Origin of the sequence: Streptomyces sp. NRRL S-87 (assembly GCF_000719335.1) — a bacterium.
Taxonomy (GTDB): domain Bacteria; phylum Actinomycetota; class Actinomycetes; order Streptomycetales; family Streptomycetaceae; genus Streptomyces.
In genome coordinates this window covers 24,550-44,645 of the sequence record NZ_JOGB01000056.1, presented here as the reverse complement: position 1 = coordinate 44,645, position 20,096 = coordinate 24,550, and the positions used below count along the sequence as shown (strand labels likewise).

The window sequence follows — 20,096 nt, the reverse complement described above, 5'->3', positions numbered from 1 at the left end:
GCCCCAGCCCCAGCCCCAGCCCCAGCCCCAGCCCCAGCCCCGACATCCTCGCCCGCCTGGCCGAGGAGCGGAACGTCTGGCTCTGCACCGTGCGCCCCGACGGCTCCGCGCACGTGACCCCCGTCTGGTTCGTGTACGCCGACGGCACCTGGTGGATCGGCGCGGACGCGGGGTCGGTCAAGGTCCGCAACGTCCGGGCCGAGCCGCGCGTCTCCCTGGCACTGGAGGACGGCCGGTTCCCGGTCGTGGCGGAGGGCGTGGCCGTCCTGCACAGCGACGACGACGGCTTCCCCGCCCCGGTAGTAACGGCGTTCCGGGAGAAGTACGGATGGGACGTAGGCGCGAGACGCCCCGAGGACCGCCGGGTCCTCCTCGAAGTGCCCGTCCGACGCTGGCTACTGGCCGGCACAGCCCAATAGGCCATCACCCACACCCACACCCCCACCCACACCCCACCCCGCATGCGTCTATAGTTAGGCGAGCCTAACCTAACCACCCCGGGGAGCAGTGTGAGTACCGAGGTCTACCGGGACGCCTGGGGCATCCCGCATCTGCGCGCGTCCGGCCCCACCGAACTGGCCTTCCTCCAAGGGCGCGTGACGGCGTCCGACCGCGGCTGGCAGCTGGAGGTGGAGCGCCGCCGCTCGCAGGGCACCACGGCCGCCTTCCTCGGGGCGGAGGCCGTCGACTGGGACCGCTTCGCCCGGCGCACCCGGCTCGACGACACCGCCCGCCGCTGCTTCGAGGCCCTCGACGGGGAGACCGCCGCCTGGGTACGGGCCTACGTCGACGGCGTCAACGCGGGCATGGCCCGCGGCGAGGCCCGAGACCCCCGCTTCGCGCGCACCGGGCTGACGCACCGCCCGTGGGAACCGTGGGTACCGCTGGGCATCTGGCTGTCCACCCACATCCTCTTCGCCGGTTTCCCGACGAAGCTCTGGCGTGAGCGGGTCGCCCTCGCCCTCGGCGAGGAGTCGGCCACCCTCTTCGCCACCGACGGGCCCGGCACCTCCGGCAGCAACGGCTGGCTGGTACCCGGCGACCGCACCGCCACCGGGTCGGCGATCATCGCGGGCGACCCGCACCGCTTCATCGAGGACCCGGGCGTCTACCAGCAGATCCGGCTCGCCTGCCCCGAGTACGACGTCGTGGGCCTGGCGGTCCCGGGCGTCCCCGGCCTCGCCCACTTCGGCCACACCGGCACCGCCGCCTGGGCCATCACCAACGCCATGGCCGACTACCAGGACCTCTACCGGGAACGACTGCGCCGGTCGGGATCGCTGGTGGAGGCGCTCGGGCCGGACGGGCGCTGGGAGAGCGTGCAGCACCACACCGAGACCATCGAGCTGGCGGGTGGGGAGCCCGTCACGGTCGAGGTCGTGGAGACGGCGCGCGGGCCCGTGGTGCTCCAGGGCCCGGAGGCCGCCCCGTGGGAGTGGGAGCACGCCGCACCGACCAGCACCAGCCCTACCGGCACCAGCAGCCCCACCGAAACCACCAGCCCTCCCAAAACCAGCATCCCCACCGACACCAGGACCAGGACCACCACCAGGACCACCACCAGCACCACCACCAGCACCACCACCAGCACCACCACCGCGACCCCCTTCGAGCCCGCCGTGAGCCTGCGCTACCCGCCCCGGGTCCGCGCCGAACTCGGCTTCGCGGCCCTGCCCGCGCTGCTGCGCGCCCGTACCGTCGCGGACGTCGACCGCGCCGCCGACCTGTGGGCCGAGCCGGTCAACGTCGTCCACGCGGCGGACACCGCGGGCGGTCTCCTGCACCGCGTCGCCGGCGCCGTACCGGTGCGCGACCGGTCCAACCAGCTCCGCCTGGTGCCCGCTTGGGAGCCGGGCCACGAGTGGCGGGGCTGGGCGCCGATGCCCACCGAGCCGGTCCAGGGCTTCGCCGTCATGGCCAACGCCCGTGGCATCGCCAGCCCGTTGGGCGTCGAGTTCGCCCCGCCGCACCGGGCGAACCGGATCCGGGACCTGCTCAGCGGCTCCGACCACTGGACGTCGGACGGCATGGCCGACATCCACATGGACACCCGGATCGCCTCCGCCGAGGCCCTGTTGGCCCTCACCAAGGACCTCGACGGACTCTCCCCCGCGGCCGGGGCGCTGCGCGAGCGCCTGTTGGGCTGGGACCGTCACATGGCAGCCGACAGCGCCGAGGCCCTGCTCTTCGCCGCCCTGCGCACCGCCGTGGTACGCGCGCTCGCCGCCGACCCGGCGTTCGCGGGGCTGGCCGACGCGCCCGGCGGGCCCGAGGTGTTCCACCCGTGGCTGCACCTCGTCCCGCGGATCGGCTACGCCCTGGAAGGCCTGCTGACCAGCGACCTGCTCACCGCGGTGGACCGGATCGAGCACGTTCGGGCCGCGCTGGAGGCGGTCGCCGCCCAACCGCCGTCCGGTGTCTGGGCCGACGCGCACCGCCTGGTGCCGTGGCAGGCCCTGCCCGACCCGGACGCGCAGTGGCCGGGCCTGGGCGGCGACCACGACTGCGTGCTGGCCACGTCCTCCGTCCCCGGTGCCACCGACCTCGTCTTCCGCGGCCCGGCCGCCCGCTACGTCTGGGACCTGGCCCGCCGCGAGGACAGCCGCTGGGCCGTCCCGCTCGGCGCGGACGGCGTCCCGGGCCGGCCCCACCACCGCGACCAGCTGGCCCCGTGGGCGCGCGGTGAACTCGTACCCGTGGTGACCGACTGGTCCCGACTCGAGAAGGAGAGCCCGTGACCTCGCCTTCCACGCCCGGCGCCCCGCACACCACCCCGCACACCGCCCCGCCCGGAGCCCCGCCCGGAGCCCCCGTCTCCCCCCGCCCGCCCGTGTTCACCAAGGACGCCGAGGGCCTCGGCCCCCTCACGGTCACCCCGCTCGACCCGGCCGTGGACAGCCCGCTGGTGCACGGCTGGGTCACCCAGGAGCGGGCCCGCTTCTGGGGCATGGGAGGGGCGGGCCCCGACCTCGTCCGTGAGATCTACGAGGACGTCGACCGGCGCACCACGCACCACGCCTTCCTGGTACGCCTGGACGGGCGGCCGGTCGCGCTGTTCCAGACGTACGACCCCGCCGAGGACCGGATCAGCGAGTGCTACGACGTGCTGCCCGGGGACATCGGCATGCACATCCTGCTGGCTCCGGCCGAGGGGCCGGCGGTGTCCGGATTCAGCGTGCGGCTGATGCGGGTCCTGCTGGAGTTCGCCCTGTCCGGCGGCAGGGCCCGGGTGGTCGCCGAACCGGACGCGGCGGACGACAGGGCCGTCGCACTGCTCACGCGCCTCGGGTTCGAGGCCGGGCCGGAGATCGAGCTGCCGGAGATCGACCTCCCCGAGGTGTATCTGCCGGCCAAGCGCGCCCGGCTGTGCATCCTCACACCGCACACCCCGCACCACCCGTGAACCGCACGCCCCGCACCACCCGTGAACCGCACACCCCGCACCACCCGTGAACCGCACGCCCCACATCACCCGTAAGGAGTAACCCGCAAGATCCTCAACGCCCCTTCCCCCAACGCGGCTTGACCGGATCGCGAGCCCCACGGGAAGCTGATCCGCACTCGACACGACAGCGCTGGGGGGACAGTGACCAGCACGAACCTGCACATCGGACCGGACTCCGCGCCGGACCGGTACCGGCTCTTACGCTCCATCGGGCGCGGCGGAGAGGCCGTGCTCTACCTGGCCGAGATCGAACTGGCCGGCGGCAGCGAGCCGGTGGTGGTCAAGGTCCTCGACTCGAAGACCACGATCACGCCCGAGGTCTTCGAACGCGTCAGCCGGAAGTGGAACGAGCAGGCGGAGCTGCTCCGCTTCGTGCACCGGCCCGGGGTGGTCGGGGTGCGCGAGCACTTCGAGGGCCCGCCCATCCACCGCCCCGGCGAGTCCGCAACCCTGAGCGGCCGCGCGCTGGTCCTGGTCATGAACCACGTGGACGGCCTCGACCTGCGCGACTGGCGCGCCGAACGGACCCTGGCCGCCGCCGCCGAGCGGCGCGAGGTGATGCGGACCCTGGAGCAGCTGGCCGACGTACTGGACTGGCTGCACTCGGGCAAGGCCACCCCGTCCGGCCGGCAGGTCATCCACGGGGACCTGTCCCCCGGCAACGTGATGGTGGACGGGCACGGGCAGGCCACCCTGGTGGACTTCGGGCTCAGCAAGCTGACCGCCGACCACCAGACGGCGGAGGTCTGGTTCACCCCGGGCTACGCGGCACCCGAGGTCTTCGACGGGAAGCGGACCCCGGGCACGGACCGGTACGCCTTCGGGGCGATCGCGTACTTCCTGCTCAGCGGGCAGTCCCCGCCCCCCGCCCCGGAGCAGCTGGCATCGGCCCTCGCCGCGCTGCCGGCCCTGGCGGCGCTCGCCCCGGAGCAGCGGGAGCGGGTCACCGCGATCGCCGCGGCCGACCCCGCGGCGCGGCCGCTGAACCTGTCGGCGTGGGTGAAGGACGTCCGCCACGGGGTGGTCTCCACGACGGCCACCACCTCGCAGCGCGTCCAGGACGCCCCGCCGAGGCCGGCGTCCGCGCCCACCGTGCCGCCAAGGCCGGCTGCGCCCCCGCCACCCGTCACGGACGCCCCGCACGCCCCGCACGACCCGCACGACCCGCACGACCCGCCGACCACGGGCGCCCCGCACCGGCCGACCCTCGCGGACGCCCCACCGACGGCCGCCGACGCCCCGCCCGCGTCCGTCCCTACACCCCCACCCGTACCCCTCGGCGTCTTCGGCCCGCCTCCCTCTCAGGGACTGCCGACGTCGCAGGGCACGCCCCCCTCACAGGGCACGCCCCCGTCACAGGGCACGCCCCCCTCACAGGGCCCGCCGACCGCGCCGGGCGGTCCCGCGTACCCGCCCACCGCGGTCGTCACCACCCCCGAGGGCGCGCCCCCGGCGCCGTCCCGCCGGAGGAAGCGCCGCGGACCGGTGCTGGTGGCCGCGGCGGTGGCCGTGGTCCTCATCGCGGCGGGCGCGGTGGTCGGTGCGAAGTACCTGGGTGACCGCACGGGGGACGGCGGCAACCGCGCGGACGCGGAGGGCGGTCCGGTCGCCAGCAGCGCGCCGGCCACGCAGGAGTCCACGCCCACCCCCACCCCGGACGCCACCGAGGAGGAGACCCAGGACCCGTCCGGGGACCCGACCGCGGGCGCCTCCGCAACGCCCGGCATCCCGGACGACGCCACCCAGACGTCGCTGACCACGTTCCCGCTGGTCAGTGGGATGGAGGGGTACGAGGTCAGAGCCGTGAAGATCAACACGCAGCGGCACGCGGACGCGTTCGTCGCGCCGGACTGCAACGGCTACGCCATCGAGTTCGACCTCGACAGGTCGTGGAAGAAGCTCCAGCTGACCGCGGGCATCGAGGACGACTCCAAGAAGAGCAGCGGCCGGCTGACCATCACGGCGGACGGCGAGTCGCTCTTCGCGGAGGAGCTCGAACTCGGCAAGCCGAAGGAGCTCGACCTGAACGTCGAGAACCGGCTGCGCCTGCGCATCAGCACCGAACAGTGCGAGGACGGCGTCCTCGCCCTCGGCTCCCCGATCCTCAAGCGGTAAGCCGCAGGGCACGGAGCCACAAGACACAAAGCCGCAAGACACAAAGCCGGAAGACACAAAGCCGGAAGGAACGAAGCGGCCAGACACAAAGCAGCCAGACACGAAGACGGGCGCCCCGGCCCGGTCCTCGAAGGACCGGACCGGGGCGCCCGCACGGCAGCGCCCGTACGGCACCGCGGAGAAGAGCGGACGTCAGCCCTCGACGCCGAGCTTCTCCAGGATGAGCTCCTTGACGCGCGCCGCGTCGGCCTGGCCGCGGGTGGTCTTCATGACCGCGCCGACCAGGGCGCCGACGGCCGCGACCTTGCCGCCGCGGATCTTGTCCGCGATGGCCGCGTTCCCGGCGATGGCCTCGTCCACGGCCGCGCCCAGCGCGCCCTCGTCCGAGACGACCTTCAGGCCGCGCTTGTCGACGACCTCGTCCGGGGTGCCCTCGCCGGCGAGGACGCCCTCCAGGACCTGGCGGGCCAGCTTGTCGTTGAGCGAGCCGTCCGCGACCAGGGCGGACACCCGGGCCACGTCGGCCGGGGTGATGCCCAGCTCGTCCAGGCCCTTGCCCGCCTCGTTGGCGTGGCGGGCCAGCTCGCCCATCCACCACTTGCGGGCGGCCGCCGAGTCGGCGCCGGCCTCGACGGTGGCGACGATCAGGTCGACGGCGCCGGCGTTGAGGATCGACTGCATGTCGAACTCGCCGATGCCCCACTCCTCGCGGAGCCGGTTGCGGCGCACGCGCGGCATCTCCGGAAGGGCGGCGCGCAGCTCCTCGACCCACTCGCGCGCGGGCGCGACCGGGACCAGGTCGGGCTCCGGGAAGTACCGGTAGTCCTCGGCGTTGTCCTTGATGCGGCCGGAGGTGGTGGAGCCGTCGTCCTCGTGGAAGTGACGGGTCTCCTGCACGATCGAGCCGCCGGACTGCAGGACGGCCGCGTGGCGCTGGATCTCGAAGCGCGCCGCGCGCTCGACCGACCGGAGCGAGTTGACGTTCTTGGTCTCCGAACGGGTACCGAACGTCGAGGTGCCCTTCGGCATCAGCGACAGGTTCACGTCGCAGCGCATCTGGCCCTTGTCCATGCGGGCCTCGGAGACGCCGAGGGCCTTGATGACCTCGCGCAGCTCGGCCACGTACGCCTTGGCGACCTCGGGGGCGCGCTCACCGGCGCCGACGATCGGCTTGGTGACGATCTCGATGAGCGGGATGCCGGCGCGGTTGTAGTCCAGCAGGGAGTGGGACGCGCCGTGGATGCGGCCGGTGGCGCCGCCGACGTGGGTCGACTTGCCGGTGTCCTCCTCCATGTGGGCGCGCTCGATCTCCACGCGGAAGACCTCGCCGTCCTCCAGCTGGACGTCCAGGTAGCCGTTGAAGGCGATCGGCTCGTCGTACTGGGAGGTCTGGAAGTTCTTCGGCATGTCCGGATAGAAGTAGTTCTTCCGGGCGAAGCGGCACCACTCGGCGATCTCGCAGTTGAGCGCGAGGCCGATCTTGATGGCGGACTCCACGCCGATCGCGTTGACGACCGGGAGCGAGCCGGGCAGGCCGAGACAGGTCGGGCAGGTCTGCGAGTTGGGCTCGGCGCCCAGCTCGGTGGAGCAGCCGCAGAACATCTTGGTCCTGGTGCCGAGCTCGACATGGACTTCGAGGCCCATGACGGGGTCGTACGCGCCCAGCGCGGCCTCGTACGACAGGAGTTCGGTGACGGTCACGGTGAAACTTTCCCTCTCAGCCCAGCAGGACGTCGTCGTCGCCCAGGCGCTTGAGCTCCCGGTACAGGATCGCGAGGCCGGTGACGATGGCGGCGGCGGACACCACGGCGTCGACGAGCACCAGCGCGTCGTGCTCCTTGCGGGCCTTCCTGGCCTGCTTGATCACGCTGATGGCCCCGAAGGCGGTGGTGCCGATGGACAGGTACGTGCCGGACTTGGACTTCTTGAAGCCCTTGGCCTTGGCGAGTGCGTTGCTCACAGCGACGGTGCCTCCTCCAGCAGCGGGTGACCCCAGCGCTCGACGAAGGCGGCCTCGACGGCGGCACCGACCTTGTACAGGCGGTCGTCCTTCATGGCGGGGGCGATGATCTGCAGACCGACCGGCAGGCCGTCCTCCGGTGCCAGGCCGCAGGGCAGCGACATGGCGGAGTTGCCGGCCAGGTTGGTCGGGATGGTGCACAGGTCCGCGAGGTACATCGCCATCGGGTCGTCGGCGCGCTCGCCGATCGCGAAGGCGGTGGTCGGGGTCGTCGGGGAGACGATCACGTCGACCTGCTCGAAGGCCTTCTCGAAGTCCTTCGTGATGAGCGTGCGGACCTTCTGGGCCGAGCCGTAGTACGCGTCGTAGTAGCCGGAGCTGAGCGCGTACGTGCCGAGGATGATGCGGCGCTTGACCTCGTCGCCGAAGCCGGCCTCGCGGGTCAGGGCGGTGACGTCCTCGGCGGACTTCGTGCCGTCGTCGCCGACCCGCAGGCCGTAGCGCATGGCGTCGAACCGGGCGAGGTTCGAGGAGCACTCGGACGGCGCGATCAGGTAGTACGCGGCCAGCGCCAGGTCGAAGGACGGGCAGTCCAGCTCGACGATCTCGGCGCCGAGCTCCTTGAGGAGCTCGACCGACTCGTCGAAGCGCTGCACGACGCCGGCCTGGTAGCCCTCGCCGCGGAACTGCTTGACGACGCCGACGCGCATGCCGGCCACCGAGCCGTTGCGGGCCGCCTCGACGACCGGCGGGACCGGGGCGTCGATGGAGGTGGAGTCCAGCGGGTCGTGGCCGGCGATGACCTCGTGCAGCAGGGCCGCGTCGAGGACGGTGCGGGCGCACGGGCCGCCCTGGTCCAGGGACGACGAGAAGGCCACCATGCCGTAGCGGGAGACGCCGCCGTAGGTGGGCTTCACGCCGACGGTCGCGGTCACGGCCGCGGGCTGGCGGATGGAGCCGCCGGTGTCGGTGCCGATGGCCAGCGGGGCCTCGTACGCGGCCAGGGCCGCCGAGGAGCCGCCGCCGGAGCCGCCGGGGATGCGGGTGAGGTCCCAGGGGTTGCCGGTGGGGCCGTAGGCGCTGTTCTCGGTGGAGGACCCCATGGCGAACTCGTCCATGTTGGTCTTGCCGAGGATGACGACGTCGGCTTCCTTCAGCTTGCGCGTCAGGGTGGCGTCGTACGGCGGGATCCAGCCCTCGAGGATCTTGGAACCGACCGTGGTGGGCACGCCCTTGGTGGTGAAGATGTCCTTCAGGGCGAGCGGGACGCCGGCCAGCGGGCCGAGCTCCTCGCCGCGGGCGCGCTTCTCGTCGACGGCGCGGGCCTGGGCCAGCGCGCCCTCGCGGTCGACGTGCAGGAAGGCGTGCACCTTCTCGTCGACGGCGTCGATGCGGGCAAGGTGGGCCTCGGTCACCTCGACGGCCGTGAGCTCGCCCGAGGCGATCTTCGCGGCGATCTCGGCGGCCGTGAGCTTGATGATGTTGTCGGCCATGGTCTTAGTCCTCCCCCAGGATCTGCGGCACCTTGAAACGCTGCTGCTCCTGGGCGGGAGCGCCGGAAAGCGCCTGCTCGGGGGTGAGCGAAGGACGGACCTCGTCCGCGCGCATGACGTTCGTCAGCGGCAGCGGGTGGGAGGTCGGCGGTACGTCTTGGTCGGCGACCTCGGCGACGCGGGCGACCGCGCCGATGATGTCGTCCAGCTGACCGGCGAAGTGGTCCAGCTCGTCGCCGGACAGCTCCAGACGCGCCAGCCGAGCGAGGTGGGCGACCTCCTCGCGCGTGATGCCAGGCATGCAGCGATCCTCTGAGGGTGGTGAGTGTGTAGGTTTCGGGCCCAATCCTATGGGGCACCGGCCGCATGCCACGAAACGGTTTGGTGCGCCCGGGCCCTCGGAGGGGCCCGGGCGCGGGGTCTGCCGGGGGTCAGGACACGGTGCGGCCGGTCCAGCCGGAGGAGATCCGGACGCGGTCGCCGAAGCCGCCGCGGCCGTTGCCCGGGTTGAAGCGGGCCACCCCTGAGGAGTCGACGGACAGCAGGTCGGCCCTGCCGTCGCCGTTGAGGTCACCGGCGCCGAGCAGCTGCTTGTAGGTCTTGCCCCAGTCGCGGAAGACCAGCGCGCGTGCGGACAGCGTGCCCCTGCCGGTGCCGTTGTAGCGCCACAGCTCGCCGGAGGCGTCCAGGGCCAGCACGTCGCCGCGCCCGTCGCCGTCGAGGTCCCCGGCGCCGGTCACCCGGGTGTACGCGTTCCAGCCGGGACCGATCTTGACGCGGGAGGCGAACCCGAAGGTGCCGCTGCCCGGGTACAGCCACAGGATGCCGGCGGCCTTCTCCCGGACCAGCAGGTCGGCGCGGCCGTCACCGGTCAGGTCGCCGGGGCTGGTGAGGACGTCGTACCCGCGCCAGTCGGCGCTGACCTTCTTGTACGGGGAGGCCGGCGCGGGCAGCCGGCCCGCGGGGGTCTGGTACATCCGGGCCTCGCCCGCGGGGAGGACGGCGAGGACGTCGTTGACGCGGTCGCCGTTGAGGTCGCCGAAGGCGGCGAACCGGGTGCCGGCCGCCCAGCCGGTGGTGACCGAGGCGGTGTGGGTGGTGCCCCGGGCGAGGTGGCCCGCGCCGTCGCCGAGGTACCGGGTGAGGGTGGTCCCGGTCAGCGAGAGGACGTCGGCCTTGGCGTCGTCGCTGAGGTCCCGGTAGCGGGGCACCGGGCGGGCGACGCCCGAGACGGCGTACAGCGGCTTGTTGTACGTGCTCCACAGGACGGTCGGACGGGTGCCGGAGACGGCGAGGAGGCCGAAGACCGGGTCCGCGACGCCCGTGCGGGGCGTGGTCGCCAGCGCCTTGGGCGCGGACCAGCCGGTGGGGGTGCGGAAGGAGGTGACGTAGGCGTACGAGCCCTCGCCGAGCCGGACGGTCCAGCCCGCGTACACGGTGCCGTCCGTGCCGATGCCGGCGCTGACCTTGCCCTGGAACTCCGGGTAGCGGTCGTCGAGCTGGGCGGGTGCGGACCAGGCGCCGGTGGCGGCGTCGCGGGTGGTGGAGAGCACCTTCCGGGCGGCGTACGGGGCGGTGACGAGGGTGACCTCGCCCTTCGGGCCGACGAGCGGGCGGGGCAGGTCGCTGCGGGGCGCGTCGTTCCCCGTGAACGGGGTGAGCTCGGGCGCGCTCCAGGCACCGCCGGCGACGCCCTGGCGGGCGAAGCGGACTGCGCGGTCGTCCTGCGTGTAGCTGAAGTGGCCCCACACGAGGGTGAAGCCGCCGGCCGGGTGGGCGTCGACGCGCATCCCGGCGGGGCCGGTGCCGGCGACGACCGCCAGGTCCTTCGCCTCGCCCCAGGCGGCCGCGCCCGCGGGGCGCTCCATGATGCGCGAGTGGTAGTCGATGGCCGAGGCGGCCCCGGCGGGGGCGGGCGAGCCGCCCTTGGCGGGGGCGACGTCGCGCTGGGCGTCGTCCATGTTCCAGACGAGGACGGCGTTGCCGTTCTTGTCCACGGCGCCGGACAGGCCCGTCAGGTACCACTCCCCGCCGGTGCCCTCCTCGCCGGTGCCCTTGACGATGTCGACGAGGGCGGGCTGGGACCAGGCCTCGCCGGGCGCGGCACGCTCGGTGAGGCGCACCTGCATGCCCCCGGTCGCCTTCTCGGCCCAGGCGGCCGTGAGGCGGCCCGTGGCGCTGCCGAAGACCTGGACGGCGTCGGGCCACCAGCCCAGCGTGGTGACGGTCGTGGGGGCGCTCCAGGCGGTGGCGCCCGGTGCCAGGGTGGCGGCCTTGAGGACGGCCTCGCTGCCCTCGCCGCGCTCCAGCCAGGAGGCGACGAAGGAGCCGTCGCCCTGGGCGGTGAGGCGGTTGTGCCACCAGTCGGCCTTGGTGGTCAGGACGGCGGAGGCGCCCCAGGTGGTGCTGCCGGCGGGCCTGACCATGGCGGTGAGGGTGCGGATCTCGGCGGTGGTCGACGGGCTCGTCGCGCGGTCGCGCAGGGCGGCCACGGTGCCGTCGGCGGCCGAGACCATCGAGAAGGACGTGTTCTCGCCGGCCGGCACGGCCTGGGTCGCGGTGCCCCAGGCGCCGGGCTGGACGGGGTCGGTGGTCACGGCCGCCGCGGCCGGGGCCGGGGAGGTCGGACCGGCGAGCGCGGACGGTGCGGTGGCGCCGAGGACGAGTGCCGGGCCGAGCGCGACCACGCAGGCACGACGGAGAGAACGCTTGTTCAAGTAGGGCCCCCCAGTTCGAACTTCAAGCGAAGTGGGGGGAGCCTACAACAGCCGTGTGTCCGGAATCCGACGGGCCGGGACCGGCCTGCGGGTGACGGGGCGGGGGCAAGGGGCGGGGGTCACGGGCGGGCGTCACGGGGGGGGTCACGGGGCGGGGGTCTCCGAGGACGAGGCGGCGGAGAGCTCCGCGGTGATGTCGGCCGGGCGGCGCCAGCCGCGCTCGCCGCGGGCCAGCAGCCAGGCGGTGGCCTCGGCGGGCGGCATCGCGGCGGCCACCAGCCAGCCCTGGACCGCGTCGCAGCCCAGGTCGCGCAGCCGCTCCCAGGTCTCGTCGTCCTCGACGCCCTCGGCGACCACCAGGAGGCCGAGCGAGTGGGCGAGGTCGACGGTGCAGCGGACGATCTCGGCGTCCTGGGCGTCCACCGCGAGCCGGGCTACGAAGGACCGGTCGATCTTCAGCTCGCTGACCGGCAGCCGGCGCAGGTGGACCAGCGAGGAGTAGCCGGTGCCGAAGTCGTCCAGCGACATCTTCACGCCGTGGCCGGTGAGGCCTGCCATGGTGTCCGCGGCCCGCTGGGGGTCCTCCAGCAGCACGTGCTCGGTTATCTCCAGCTGGAGGGCGCCGGCCGGGACGCCGTGGCGGGCCAGCCGGGCGGCGACGGCCCCGGCGAAGCCGGGAGTGTGGACGTCGCGCGGGGAGACGTTCACGGCGACCGGGACCTTCAGGCCCTGGGCGCGCCACCGGGCGACCTGGGCGAGGGCGGTCTCCAGCACGTACTCGGTCAGGTGGGGCATGAGGCCGGAGGTCTCGGCGATGGCGATGAACTCGTCCGGGGGGACCCGGCCGCGCTCGGGGTGCACCCAGCGGACCAGCGCCTCGAGGCCGGCGACCTGGCCGTCGAAGCGGACCTTGGGCTGGTAGTGGAGCTCCACCTCGCCGGCGTCGAGCGCGCGGCGCAGGTCGCCGAGGAGGCCGAGCCGGTCGGGGGTGTTGGAGTCCCGCTTGGACTCGTAGACCTCCACGCCGGTGCGGTCGCGCTTGGCCTGGTACATCGCGACGTCGGCGCGGCGCAGCAGGCCCTCGGCGTCGAGGGCGTGGTCGGGGAAGACCGCCAGGCCGGCGCTGGCCTCCAGGACGAGGGTGAGCCCGTCCAGGTCGAGCGGGGAGGACAGCTCGGCGACCAGGTGGCGGGCCACCCGCTGGGCGCTGGTGGTGGAGTCGGCGAGCGGGAGGAGGACCGCGAACTCGTCGCCGCCCAGCCGGGCGGCCTCGGCCTGGCCGGGCAGGGCCTTCTGGAGGCGCTCGGCGATCTGGAGCAGCAGCCGGTCGCCCGCGAGGTGGCCCAGCGTGTCGTTGACCGCGCGGAAGCGGTCCAGGTCGATGAGGACGAGGGCGGACCGGGTGCCGATACGTTCAGCCTCGTCCAGCGCGGTCCAGGCGCGTTCCAGCAGCCACTGCCGGTTGGGCAGTCCGGTGAGCGGGTCGCGCAGCTGCTCCTCGGCCCGGGCCCGGGCGATCCAGAGGGTCGAGTCGAGGGCGATGAGCGGTACGGCGAACAGCGGCAGCAGCACGGGCAGGCTGATCGCCACCACACAGATGAGCGGGGCAATCCCCAACAGAGCGATCGCGACGAGGCCCTGACGGACCATCGCGGTGCGGGCCACGGTGGGCAGCCCCCCGCCGCGCGGGGCGGTGGCGAACCACAGCAGCACCCTGGTCACCGCCAGGTACGCGACGGCCACGAGGGCCACCTCGGGGATGGCGTCGACGCCCCACTGGGCGGGCAGCCACGGGTACTCGACGGTCGGGGACTCGCCGAAGGCGGCCATCACCAGGGCGCCGGCGCCGATGCCGAGGACGTCCACCGAGCCGTGCAGCAGGCCCTGCTTCCAGCGGTGCCGGCGGGCGGCCCCGACCAGTGAGACCACCGCGAGACTCACCAGCCCGGCGGGCACCCACCCGTAGAGCAGCAGGACGCCGAGGGTGAGGGCGGCGCCGGAGCCGGTGCCGCCCCACCACCGGTCCCGGCCGAGGGCGACCAGGTGGCCGACGATGATCCCGGTGAGGAGGGCGAAGCACCAGCCGACCGTGTCGCCGGGGAAGAGGGCGTTGCCGTCGCCGAGTCCGAGCACGATGCCCGCGGACAGGACGAGGACGCCCGCCGCGACGATGGCGGCGGGCAGCACGCGGCGCCGCCCCGCTCCGATGTCGAGCGGCAGCATCGCGTGCGTCCTGGCACCCAGGACGCCCAGCCTGCCCACCCGTCCGGGCGGTAGCAGCTCCCCGCCGAATTCTGGTGACGGGTCGGCGCTTTCGGTGGGTTTCATGCCCGTCCCTCTCACAGCCGGCGATGCCGATGCCACGCGATGGCCCCGATGTCATGCCATCACGGCTGGAATTGCACCAGGCAGCCGTGCACGACAGGCGCACCCCTCAACAGTAGGCCGCAGGAGGCTCCCAGGGGCAGCGGTCGGCAGCGGTTGCCCGAATGCGACCCAGCCATCCTCATCAGTACGGTATCCGCCGAACGGGTGAGATTGGACCAGGACCCCCCTGTCACCCATCTGATGATCCGACAGGCCACCGAGGGCAGGCTACCCCTTGTCGTCCGCTTCTTCTCCTCCTTCTCTACCCCGCCCCTCCGTGCTTCTCCCTATTCCCCCGCAACCGGAAGTGCGGCCTCGCGCGCGGCGTCCGGTCCCTGCTCCAACAGGACGGCGAATCCGGCTTCGTCGAGAATCGGTACCTTGGCCGCCACGGCCTTGTCGTACTTGGATCCGGGGTTCTCGCCCACGACCACGAACGAGGTCTTCTTCGAGACCGAGCCGGTCACCTTCGCCCCGCGGCTGACCAGCGCCTCCTTGGCCCCGTCGCGGGTGTGCCCGGCGAGGGTGCCGGTGACCACGACGGTGAGGCCCTCCAGCGGGCGGGGGCCCTGGTCCTCGCCGGCGCCCTCGTCCTCCATCCGGACGCCCGCGGCCCGCCACTTGCGCAGGATCTCGCGGTGCCACTCCTCCTCGAACCACTGCGTGAGCGAGGCGGCGATGGTGGGACCGACGCCCTCGACGGCCGCCAGCTCCTCCTCGGTGGCCTGCTCGATGCGGTCGATGGAGCGGAACTCGCGGGCCAGCGCCTCCGCGGCCACCGGGCCCACGTGGCGGATGGACAGGCCCGTGAGGATCCGGGCCAGCGGACGCTCCTTGGCCGCCTGGATGTTGGCCAGCATGGCGAGGGTGTTGGTCTTGGGCTCGCCCTTCTGGTTGGCGAAGAAGGTGACGACCTTCTCCTCACCGGTCTTCGGGTCCCGCTTGGGCAGCCCGGTGTCGGGGTCGAGCACGTACGACTTGATGGGCAGAAGCTGCTCGACGGTCAGGTCGAACAGGTCGCCCTCGTCGCGCAGCGGCGGCTCGGCGGGCTCCAGCGGCTGGGTGAGCGCGACCGCGGCCACGTACCCGAAGTTCTCGATGTCCAGGCACTTGCGGCCGGCCAGGTAGAACAGTCGTTCGCGCAGCTGGGCCGGGCAGGAGCGGGAGTTGGGGCAGCGCAGGTCGATGTCCCCCTCCTTCATCGGCCGCAGGTCGGTGTCGCACTCGGGGCAGCGGGCGGGCATCACGAACTCCCGCTCGGTGCCGTCGCGCAGGTCGGCGACCGGCCCGAGGATCTCGGGGATCACGTCACCCGCCTTGCGCAGCACGACCGTGTCGCCGATCAGCACGCCCTTGGCCTTGACCACGTCCTGGTTGTGCAGCGTGGCGAACTCCACCTCCGAGCCCGCCACCGTCACCGGCTCGACCACCGCGTACGGCGTGACGCGGCCGGTGCGGCCGACGCCGACGCGGATGTCCACCAGCTTGGTGTTGACCTCCTCCGGCGGGTACTTCCAGGCGATCGCCCAGCGCGGGGCCCGGGAGGTGGAGCCGAGCCGCCCCTGGAGCGGGATCTCGTCGAGCTTGACGACCACGCCGTCGATCTCGTGTTCCACCGAATGCCTGTTCTCGCCGAAGTGGGCGACGAACTCCCGCACCTCCTCCAGCGAGGAGACCACCCGGTTGTGCCGGGCGGTGGGCAGGCCCCACTCGCGCAGCAGCTCGTACGCGTGCGACAGGCAGTCGATGTCGAAGCCCTCGCGGGCGCCGATGCCGTGCACCACCATGTGCAGCGGCCGGCTCGCGGTGACCTTGGGGTCCTTCTGGCGCAGCGATCCGGCCGCCGCGTTGCGCGGGTTGGCGAAGGGCTTGTCGCCGGCCTCGACCAGGCGCGCGTTGAGACCCTCGAAGGCCTCCATCGGGAAGTAGACCTCGCCGCGGATCTCCACGAGCGCCGGGATCCGGTCGCCCTTGAGGCGGTCGGGGATCTCCGCGATCGTGCGCACGTTCGGCGTGATGTCCTCGCCGGTGCGGCCGTCGCCGCGGGTGGCCGCCCGCGTCAGCCGCCCGTGCTCGTACGTCAGGTTCACGGCGAGGCCGTCGACCTTGAGCTCGCACAGGTAGTGGTACGCGGAGGCGCCCACGTCCCGGGCCACCCGCTCGGCCCAGGCCGCCAGCTCCTCGTCGTCGAAGGCGTTGTCCAGGGACAGCATCCGCTCGCGGTGCTCGACGGCGGTGAACTCCGTCTCGTACGCCCCCGCCACCTTCTGGGTGGGCGAGTCGGGGGTGCGCAGCTCCGGGTACTGCTCCTCGAGCGCCTCCAGGGACCGCAGCAGCTTGTCGAACTCGGCGTCGCTGACGACCGGCTGGTCCTTCACGTAGTACCGGAAGCGGTGCTCCTCGACCTGCTCGGCCAGCAGCTGGTGCTGCTCGCGCACCTGCGCCGGTACCGTGCTCTCCTGCTGTTCGGCTGCCATGCCCCTGGTCCTCCCGTATCGATCACTCAGGGTTGTCGGCGAGGGACCTCGCCGCCCTGACGCAGTGCGCCATGGCCGCCCTGGCATAAGCGGGCGAAGCGCCCGCCAGCCCGCAGGCGGGAGTGACCACCACGGACTCCGCGAGGATGCCCGGGGACAGCCCCAGCCTGCGCCAAAGCTTCCTGACACCCATGACGCTACCGGCAGGGTCTGACAACGGGACGTCGGTGGTGGGCACCACTCCGGCGAAGAGCTTCACGCCGTCCTCGACGGCCTCGCCGATCGCGTCGTCCTCGCGCTCGGTGAGCAGCGAGAAATCGAACGACACGCCCGCGACCCCGGCCCGCCGCAGCAGCGGGAAGGGAACGTCGGGCGCGCAGGAGTGCACGATCACGTCCCCGTCGTGGACCGCGACGAGGTCGCGCAGCGCGCCCTCGACCACCTGCCGGTCCACGGCCCGGTACGTGCGGTAGCCGCTCGCGGTGCGCACCCGGCCCTGCAGCACGGCGGTGAGCGAGGGCTCGTCGAGCTGGAGTACGACCTCCGCGCCCGGGATGCGCTTCCTGACGTCCGCCAGGTGCTCGCGCAGCCCCTCGGCCAGGGAGCCGGCCAGGTCGCGGCAGGCGCCGGCGTCCTGCACCATGGCCTCGCCGGTGCGCAGCTCCAGGGCGGCGGCCAGGGTCCAGGGCCCGACGGCCTGGACCTTCAGCTTGCCCTCGTAGCCCTGGGTGAACTCCTCCAGCGCGTCGAGGTCCTCCCCCAGCCAGGACCGGGCCCGCTTGGTGTCCCGGCCGGGCCGGTCGCTGATCCGCCAGCCGCTGGGCTCGACGTGCGCGTACATGTCGACCAGCAGCCCGAGCGAGCGGCCGATCATGTCCGCGCCGGGCCCGCGCCCGGGCAGCTCGGCCAGGTGGGGGAGCTCCTCGAAGCTGCCGGTGACCGTCTTGGCGGCCTCCCGGGCGTCCCCGCCGGGCAGCGAGCCGACGCCGGTCGCCCCGCCGCCGTACCCGGTCATCGGCCCGGCCGCACGGAGAGGTCGTTGACCTCGGCGTCGCGCGGCAGGTCGAGCGCCATCAGGATCGTGGTCGCCACCGACTCGGGGTCGATCCAGTCCGCCGGGTCGTACTCCTTGCCCTCCTGGGAGCGGACCTTGGCCTGCATGGGGGTGGCGGTGCGGCCCGGGTAGACGGTGGTGACGCGGATGCCGTTCGGCTTCTCCTCGGCGCGCAGCGAGTCGGCGAGGGCCTTCAGACCGTGCTTGGAGGCGGCGTACGCGCTCCAGTCCGCGTGGGCGTTGAGACCGGCGCCGGAGTTCACGAAGACCACCTGGCCCTCGGAGGCGCGCAGGACCGGCAGGAGCAGCCGGGTGATCTCCGCCGGGGCGATCAGGTTCACGTTGAGCTGCTGGTGCCAGGTCTTGGGCCGCAGCTCGCCGACCGGACCGAGGTCGACGATCCCGGCGACGTGCAGCAGGGAGTCGAGCCGGTCGGGCAGGGCCTGGTGCGAGAAGGCCCAGGAGAGCCGGTCGGGGTCGGCGAGGTCGCCGACGAGGGCGCGGGAGCCGGGGTAGCGGGCGGTGAGCTCCTTGCCGCGGGCGGCGTCGCGGGCGAGCAGCACGAGGTCGTCGCCGCGCTCGTGCAGCCGGCGCGCGACGGCCGCGCCGATCCCGGAACCGGCACCGGTGATGAGGTGAGTAGCCATACCGGCAATGCTCGCATCACCGGGACGGTCGCAGGTCAGGGGCGTGCGCGCAGGTGGCCGAGGAACGCGGTGAAGGCGGCGGGGGCGATGCTGACGACGGGCTCCGGGCGCTTGCTGTCCCGGACGCCTATTCGGGGGCCGAGGGGGGCGACCTCGACGCAATTGTTGCCTCCGCCGCCGCAGAACGACGAACGCCGCCACACGGGCTCCATCAGGGCCTCCCCAGCTCCTCGGCTATCGACCGGATCAGATCCCGGGACTCGTCCGCCGGGAGTGCGGACGCCTCCATGAGGTCCAGAAGGGAACGATAGTTCGCCAGGGGAATGGGTGCATCGATGAAATGGCCGCCGAGAGCGGTGTCCAACTGGACGGTGTCGAGCTGCTGGACCGGACCTTCGGCATAGAGGACGGACTGTCCCGCACCGTGGAACTCACCTGCACTGAAAGGGATGACGAGCAGGGTGATGTGTGGTTGCTCCGAGGCTTCGACCAGGCGCTTCAACTGTGCCCGGGCTACGTCCCAGCCCCCGAACCCGAGCCTCAGCGCCGCCTCGTGAATGATCCCGAGGTAGGGAGTCGGGTTCTCGCCCGTGAGGACGTCCTGTCGCTGCATGCGGTGCGCGACCCGCAGCTCGACGTCCAGCCGCGACAGTTGGGGCACGGCGAGCCGGAAGATGGCCCGCGCATGGTCCTCGGTCTGCAACAGACCCGGCAAGTGGATGGTCTGCGCGGTGCGGATGCGCACGGCGTGGTGTTCCACCTCGGAGACGTCGAGGTGGCTCTCCGGCAGCTTGCCCCTGTACTCGGCCCACCAGGTCGGCACCCGTCGGGTAGCCGCGATCTCGGCCAGCGCTTCCACGAGTTCGCCGTCGGGGCACTTGTAGTGGGTGGCGAGCTGCCGGACGCGGTCGGCGCTCACGGTCGTCCGCCCCGCTTCCATGTTGGAGATCATGGTGCGGTCCGCGCCGAGCATGGCGGCGGCGTCCTGGATCGAGATGCCGGCCTGCTCACGGAGACGGCGCAACTCTGTGGCCAAGCGACGCTGACGGCCGGTGGGAGCGTTCTTCGGTGCCATGGGTCCTCTCTCGCGCGCACAGTCTGACAGCCCATCGACTGGCGGTCGAGCGAGTGGACACACGAGTCACTCATTCGTGGATTGTGACTCATATGTGAGTCAGACGCCGGTAGCGTGTGACCCACACCACCACAACAGCCCCAACGGAAGTGCACCGGCACCCACCGGCATGCCACCGCTAGACCGGGGCTCCTCACGCCGCACACGGAGGTGCACCGCGTGACGCACGAAGACCACCCCCTCCCCATCCCCTACGCCGAACCGTGGGAGTACGAACTGCACTTCCCGCGGGACCCGCGCGCACCCTGGGTCGCCCGCACCGCGCTCCTCGCGGTGCTCGCCGCCCACGGACTCGACGAACTGGCGGACCGGGCGGAGCTGTTGGCCTCCGAGCTGGCCACCAACTCCGTCCGCCACACCGCCGGACCCGCGTCGATGCGGCTGCGGTGGGCGCACCCGGTGCTGCGGGTGAGCGTGTCCGACACCAGCCCGGTGTTCCCGATGCCGGCGGCGGAGCCCCCGGGCGGGGAGGCGGAGCACGGGCGCGGGACGGTCCTGTTGGACCTGGTCGCCGACCACTGGGGAGGCTGCGCCCTCGACGAGCGGCTCTTCGGGGTCGGCGGGAAGACCGTCTGGTTCGAGCTGCGGGCGGGCGGCGGGCCCGAGTGGCCGCCGCCCGCGCCCGTCACCGCGCTGGCCGCCTGACCGCGTCGCGCGGCCGTCCGGACCCCCGTACCGGACCGACC

Annotated in this window: 16 protein-coding genes; 5 read left to right on the top strand and 11 right to left on the bottom strand. The window is 73.0% G+C overall.

Annotation, left to right across the window (positions count from 1 at the left end; all coding sequences use genetic code 11):
* Nucleotides 1–44 precede the first annotated feature (44 nt).
* The 4 genes from IF43_RS0128250 to IF43_RS43590 all read left to right on the top strand — a co-directional run bounded on the left by IF43_RS0128250 (nucleotide 45) and on the right by IF43_RS43590 (nucleotide 5,560).
* Complete coding sequence (locus IF43_RS0128250; RefSeq protein WP_030206765.1) at nucleotides 45–419, top strand: TIGR03618 family F420-dependent PPOX class oxidoreductase; 375 nt, start codon at nucleotides 45–47, stop codon at nucleotides 417–419.
* Between the two features lie 90 nt (nucleotides 420–509).
* Nucleotides 510–2,738, top strand: a complete 2,229-nt coding sequence (locus IF43_RS0128245) for a penicillin acylase family protein (RefSeq protein ID WP_030206764.1) — start codon at nucleotides 510–512, stop codon at nucleotides 2,736–2,738.
* The gene (locus tag IF43_RS0128240; RefSeq protein WP_051796327.1) at nucleotides 2,735–3,403 is read left to right on the top strand and encodes a GNAT family N-acetyltransferase; all 669 of its coding nucleotides are present in this window, start codon (nucleotides 2,735–2,737) and stop codon (nucleotides 3,401–3,403) included. Before IF43_RS0128245 ends, IF43_RS0128240 begins: the two co-directional genes overlap by 4 nt.
* Nucleotides 3,404–3,586: 183 nt before the next feature.
* Complete coding sequence (locus IF43_RS43590; protein ID WP_037890380.1) at nucleotides 3,587–5,560, top strand: protein kinase; 1,974 nt, start codon at nucleotides 3,587–3,589, stop codon at nucleotides 5,558–5,560.
* 192 nt (nucleotides 5,561–5,752) lie between these two features.
* Here IF43_RS43590 and gatB read toward each other — a convergent pair whose 3' ends face one another.
* The 11 genes from gatB to IF43_RS0128180 form a co-directional block, all read right to left on the bottom strand.
* Nucleotides 5,753–7,261, bottom strand: coding sequence for an Asp-tRNA(Asn)/Glu-tRNA(Gln) amidotransferase subunit GatB (gene gatB, locus IF43_RS0128230; protein ID WP_030206760.1), 1,509 nt, complete (start codon nucleotides 7,259–7,261; stop codon nucleotides 5,753–5,755).
* A gap of 16 nt (nucleotides 7,262–7,277) precedes the next feature.
* On the bottom strand, nucleotides 7,278–7,520 hold the full coding sequence (locus IF43_RS0128225; protein ID WP_030206757.1) for a membrane protein: 243 nt from the start codon (nucleotides 7,518–7,520) through the stop codon (nucleotides 7,278–7,280).
* Nucleotides 7,517–9,013, bottom strand: a complete 1,497-nt coding sequence (gatA, locus tag IF43_RS0128220; RefSeq protein ID WP_030206754.1) for an Asp-tRNA(Asn)/Glu-tRNA(Gln) amidotransferase subunit GatA — start codon at nucleotides 9,011–9,013, stop codon at nucleotides 7,517–7,519. Before gatA ends, IF43_RS0128225 begins: the two co-directional genes overlap by 4 nt.
* Nucleotides 9,014–9,017: 4 nt before the next feature.
* Complete coding sequence (gene gatC, locus IF43_RS0128215) at nucleotides 9,018–9,314, bottom strand: Asp-tRNA(Asn)/Glu-tRNA(Gln) amidotransferase subunit GatC (protein ID WP_003955854.1); 297 nt, start codon at nucleotides 9,312–9,314, stop codon at nucleotides 9,018–9,020.
* Between the two features lie 130 nt (nucleotides 9,315–9,444).
* Nucleotides 9,445–11,730 carry a VCBS repeat-containing protein gene (locus IF43_RS43585; RefSeq protein ID WP_158939530.1) on the bottom strand — a complete coding sequence of 762 codons (2,286 nt, stop codon included), beginning with the start codon at nucleotides 11,728–11,730 and terminating at the stop codon, nucleotides 9,445–9,447.
* A 144-nt stretch (nucleotides 11,731–11,874) separates the two neighbouring features.
* Complete coding sequence (locus IF43_RS0128205; protein ID WP_324605136.1) at nucleotides 11,875–14,058, bottom strand: bifunctional diguanylate cyclase/phosphodiesterase; 2,184 nt, start codon at nucleotides 14,056–14,058, stop codon at nucleotides 11,875–11,877.
* Nucleotides 14,059–14,384: 326 nt separating this feature from the next.
* Entirely contained in the window at nucleotides 14,385–16,574 is a 2,190-nt protein-coding gene (gene ligA / locus IF43_RS0128200; RefSeq protein ID WP_030206744.1) for an NAD-dependent DNA ligase LigA, read from the bottom strand.
* A 22-nt stretch (nucleotides 16,575–16,596) separates the two neighbouring features.
* Nucleotides 16,597–17,589: a methionine synthase gene (locus IF43_RS0128195; protein ID WP_030206738.1), complete on the bottom strand. Its 993-nt coding sequence runs from the start codon at nucleotides 17,587–17,589 to the stop codon at nucleotides 16,597–16,599.
* Complete coding sequence (locus IF43_RS0128190; RefSeq protein ID WP_030206735.1) at nucleotides 17,586–18,275, bottom strand: SDR family oxidoreductase; 690 nt, start codon at nucleotides 18,273–18,275, stop codon at nucleotides 17,586–17,588. The genes IF43_RS0128195 and IF43_RS0128190 overlap by 4 nt, the downstream gene beginning before the upstream one ends.
* Nucleotides 18,276–18,310: 35 nt before the next feature.
* Complete coding sequence (locus IF43_RS39935; protein ID WP_078910520.1) at nucleotides 18,311–18,487, bottom strand: DUF397 domain-containing protein; 177 nt, start codon at nucleotides 18,485–18,487, stop codon at nucleotides 18,311–18,313.
* Nucleotides 18,487–19,350: a helix-turn-helix transcriptional regulator gene (locus IF43_RS0128180; RefSeq protein ID WP_037890375.1), complete on the bottom strand. Its 864-nt coding sequence runs from the start codon at nucleotides 19,348–19,350 to the stop codon at nucleotides 18,487–18,489. Before IF43_RS0128180 ends, IF43_RS39935 begins: the two co-directional genes overlap by 1 nt.
* Before the next feature lie 219 nt (nucleotides 19,351–19,569).
* Here IF43_RS0128180 and IF43_RS0128175 point away from each other — a divergent pair, with 219 nt between their 5' ends.
* A complete protein-coding gene (locus IF43_RS0128175; protein WP_063753409.1) occupies nucleotides 19,570–20,055 on the top strand; it encodes an ATP-binding protein in 486 nt (161 codons plus the stop codon).
* The last annotated feature ends 41 nt before the right edge of the window (nucleotides 20,056–20,096 follow it).

Bases quoted from the DNA above. Each gene is read 5' to 3' on its own strand.
- gatA (WP_030206754.1), bottom strand. From the start codon at position 9,013: ATGGCCGACAACATCATCAAGCTCACGGCCGCCGAGATCGCCGCGAAG.
- gatC (WP_003955854.1), bottom strand. From the start codon at position 9,314: ATGCCTGGCATCACGCGCGAGGAGGTCGCCCACCTCGCTCGGCTGGCG.
- IF43_RS0128205 (WP_324605136.1), bottom strand. From the start codon at position 14,058: ATGAAACCCACCGAAAGCGCCGACCCGTCACCAGAATTCGGCGGGGAG.
- ligA (WP_030206744.1), bottom strand. From the start codon at position 16,574: ATGGCAGCCGAACAGCAGGAGAGCACGGTACCGGCGCAGGTGCGCGAG.
- IF43_RS0128195 (WP_030206738.1), bottom strand. From the start codon at position 17,589: ATGACCGGGTACGGCGGCGGGGCGACCGGCGTCGGCTCGCTGCCCGGC.
- IF43_RS0128190 (WP_030206735.1), bottom strand. From the start codon at position 18,275: ATGGCTACTCACCTCATCACCGGTGCCGGTTCCGGGATCGGCGCGGCC.
- IF43_RS39935 (WP_078910520.1), bottom strand. From the start codon at position 18,487: ATGGAGCCCGTGTGGCGGCGTTCGTCGTTCTGCGGCGGCGGAGGCAAC.
- IF43_RS0128180 (WP_037890375.1), bottom strand. From the start codon at position 19,350: ATGGCACCGAAGAACGCTCCCACCGGCCGTCAGCGTCGCTTGGCCACA.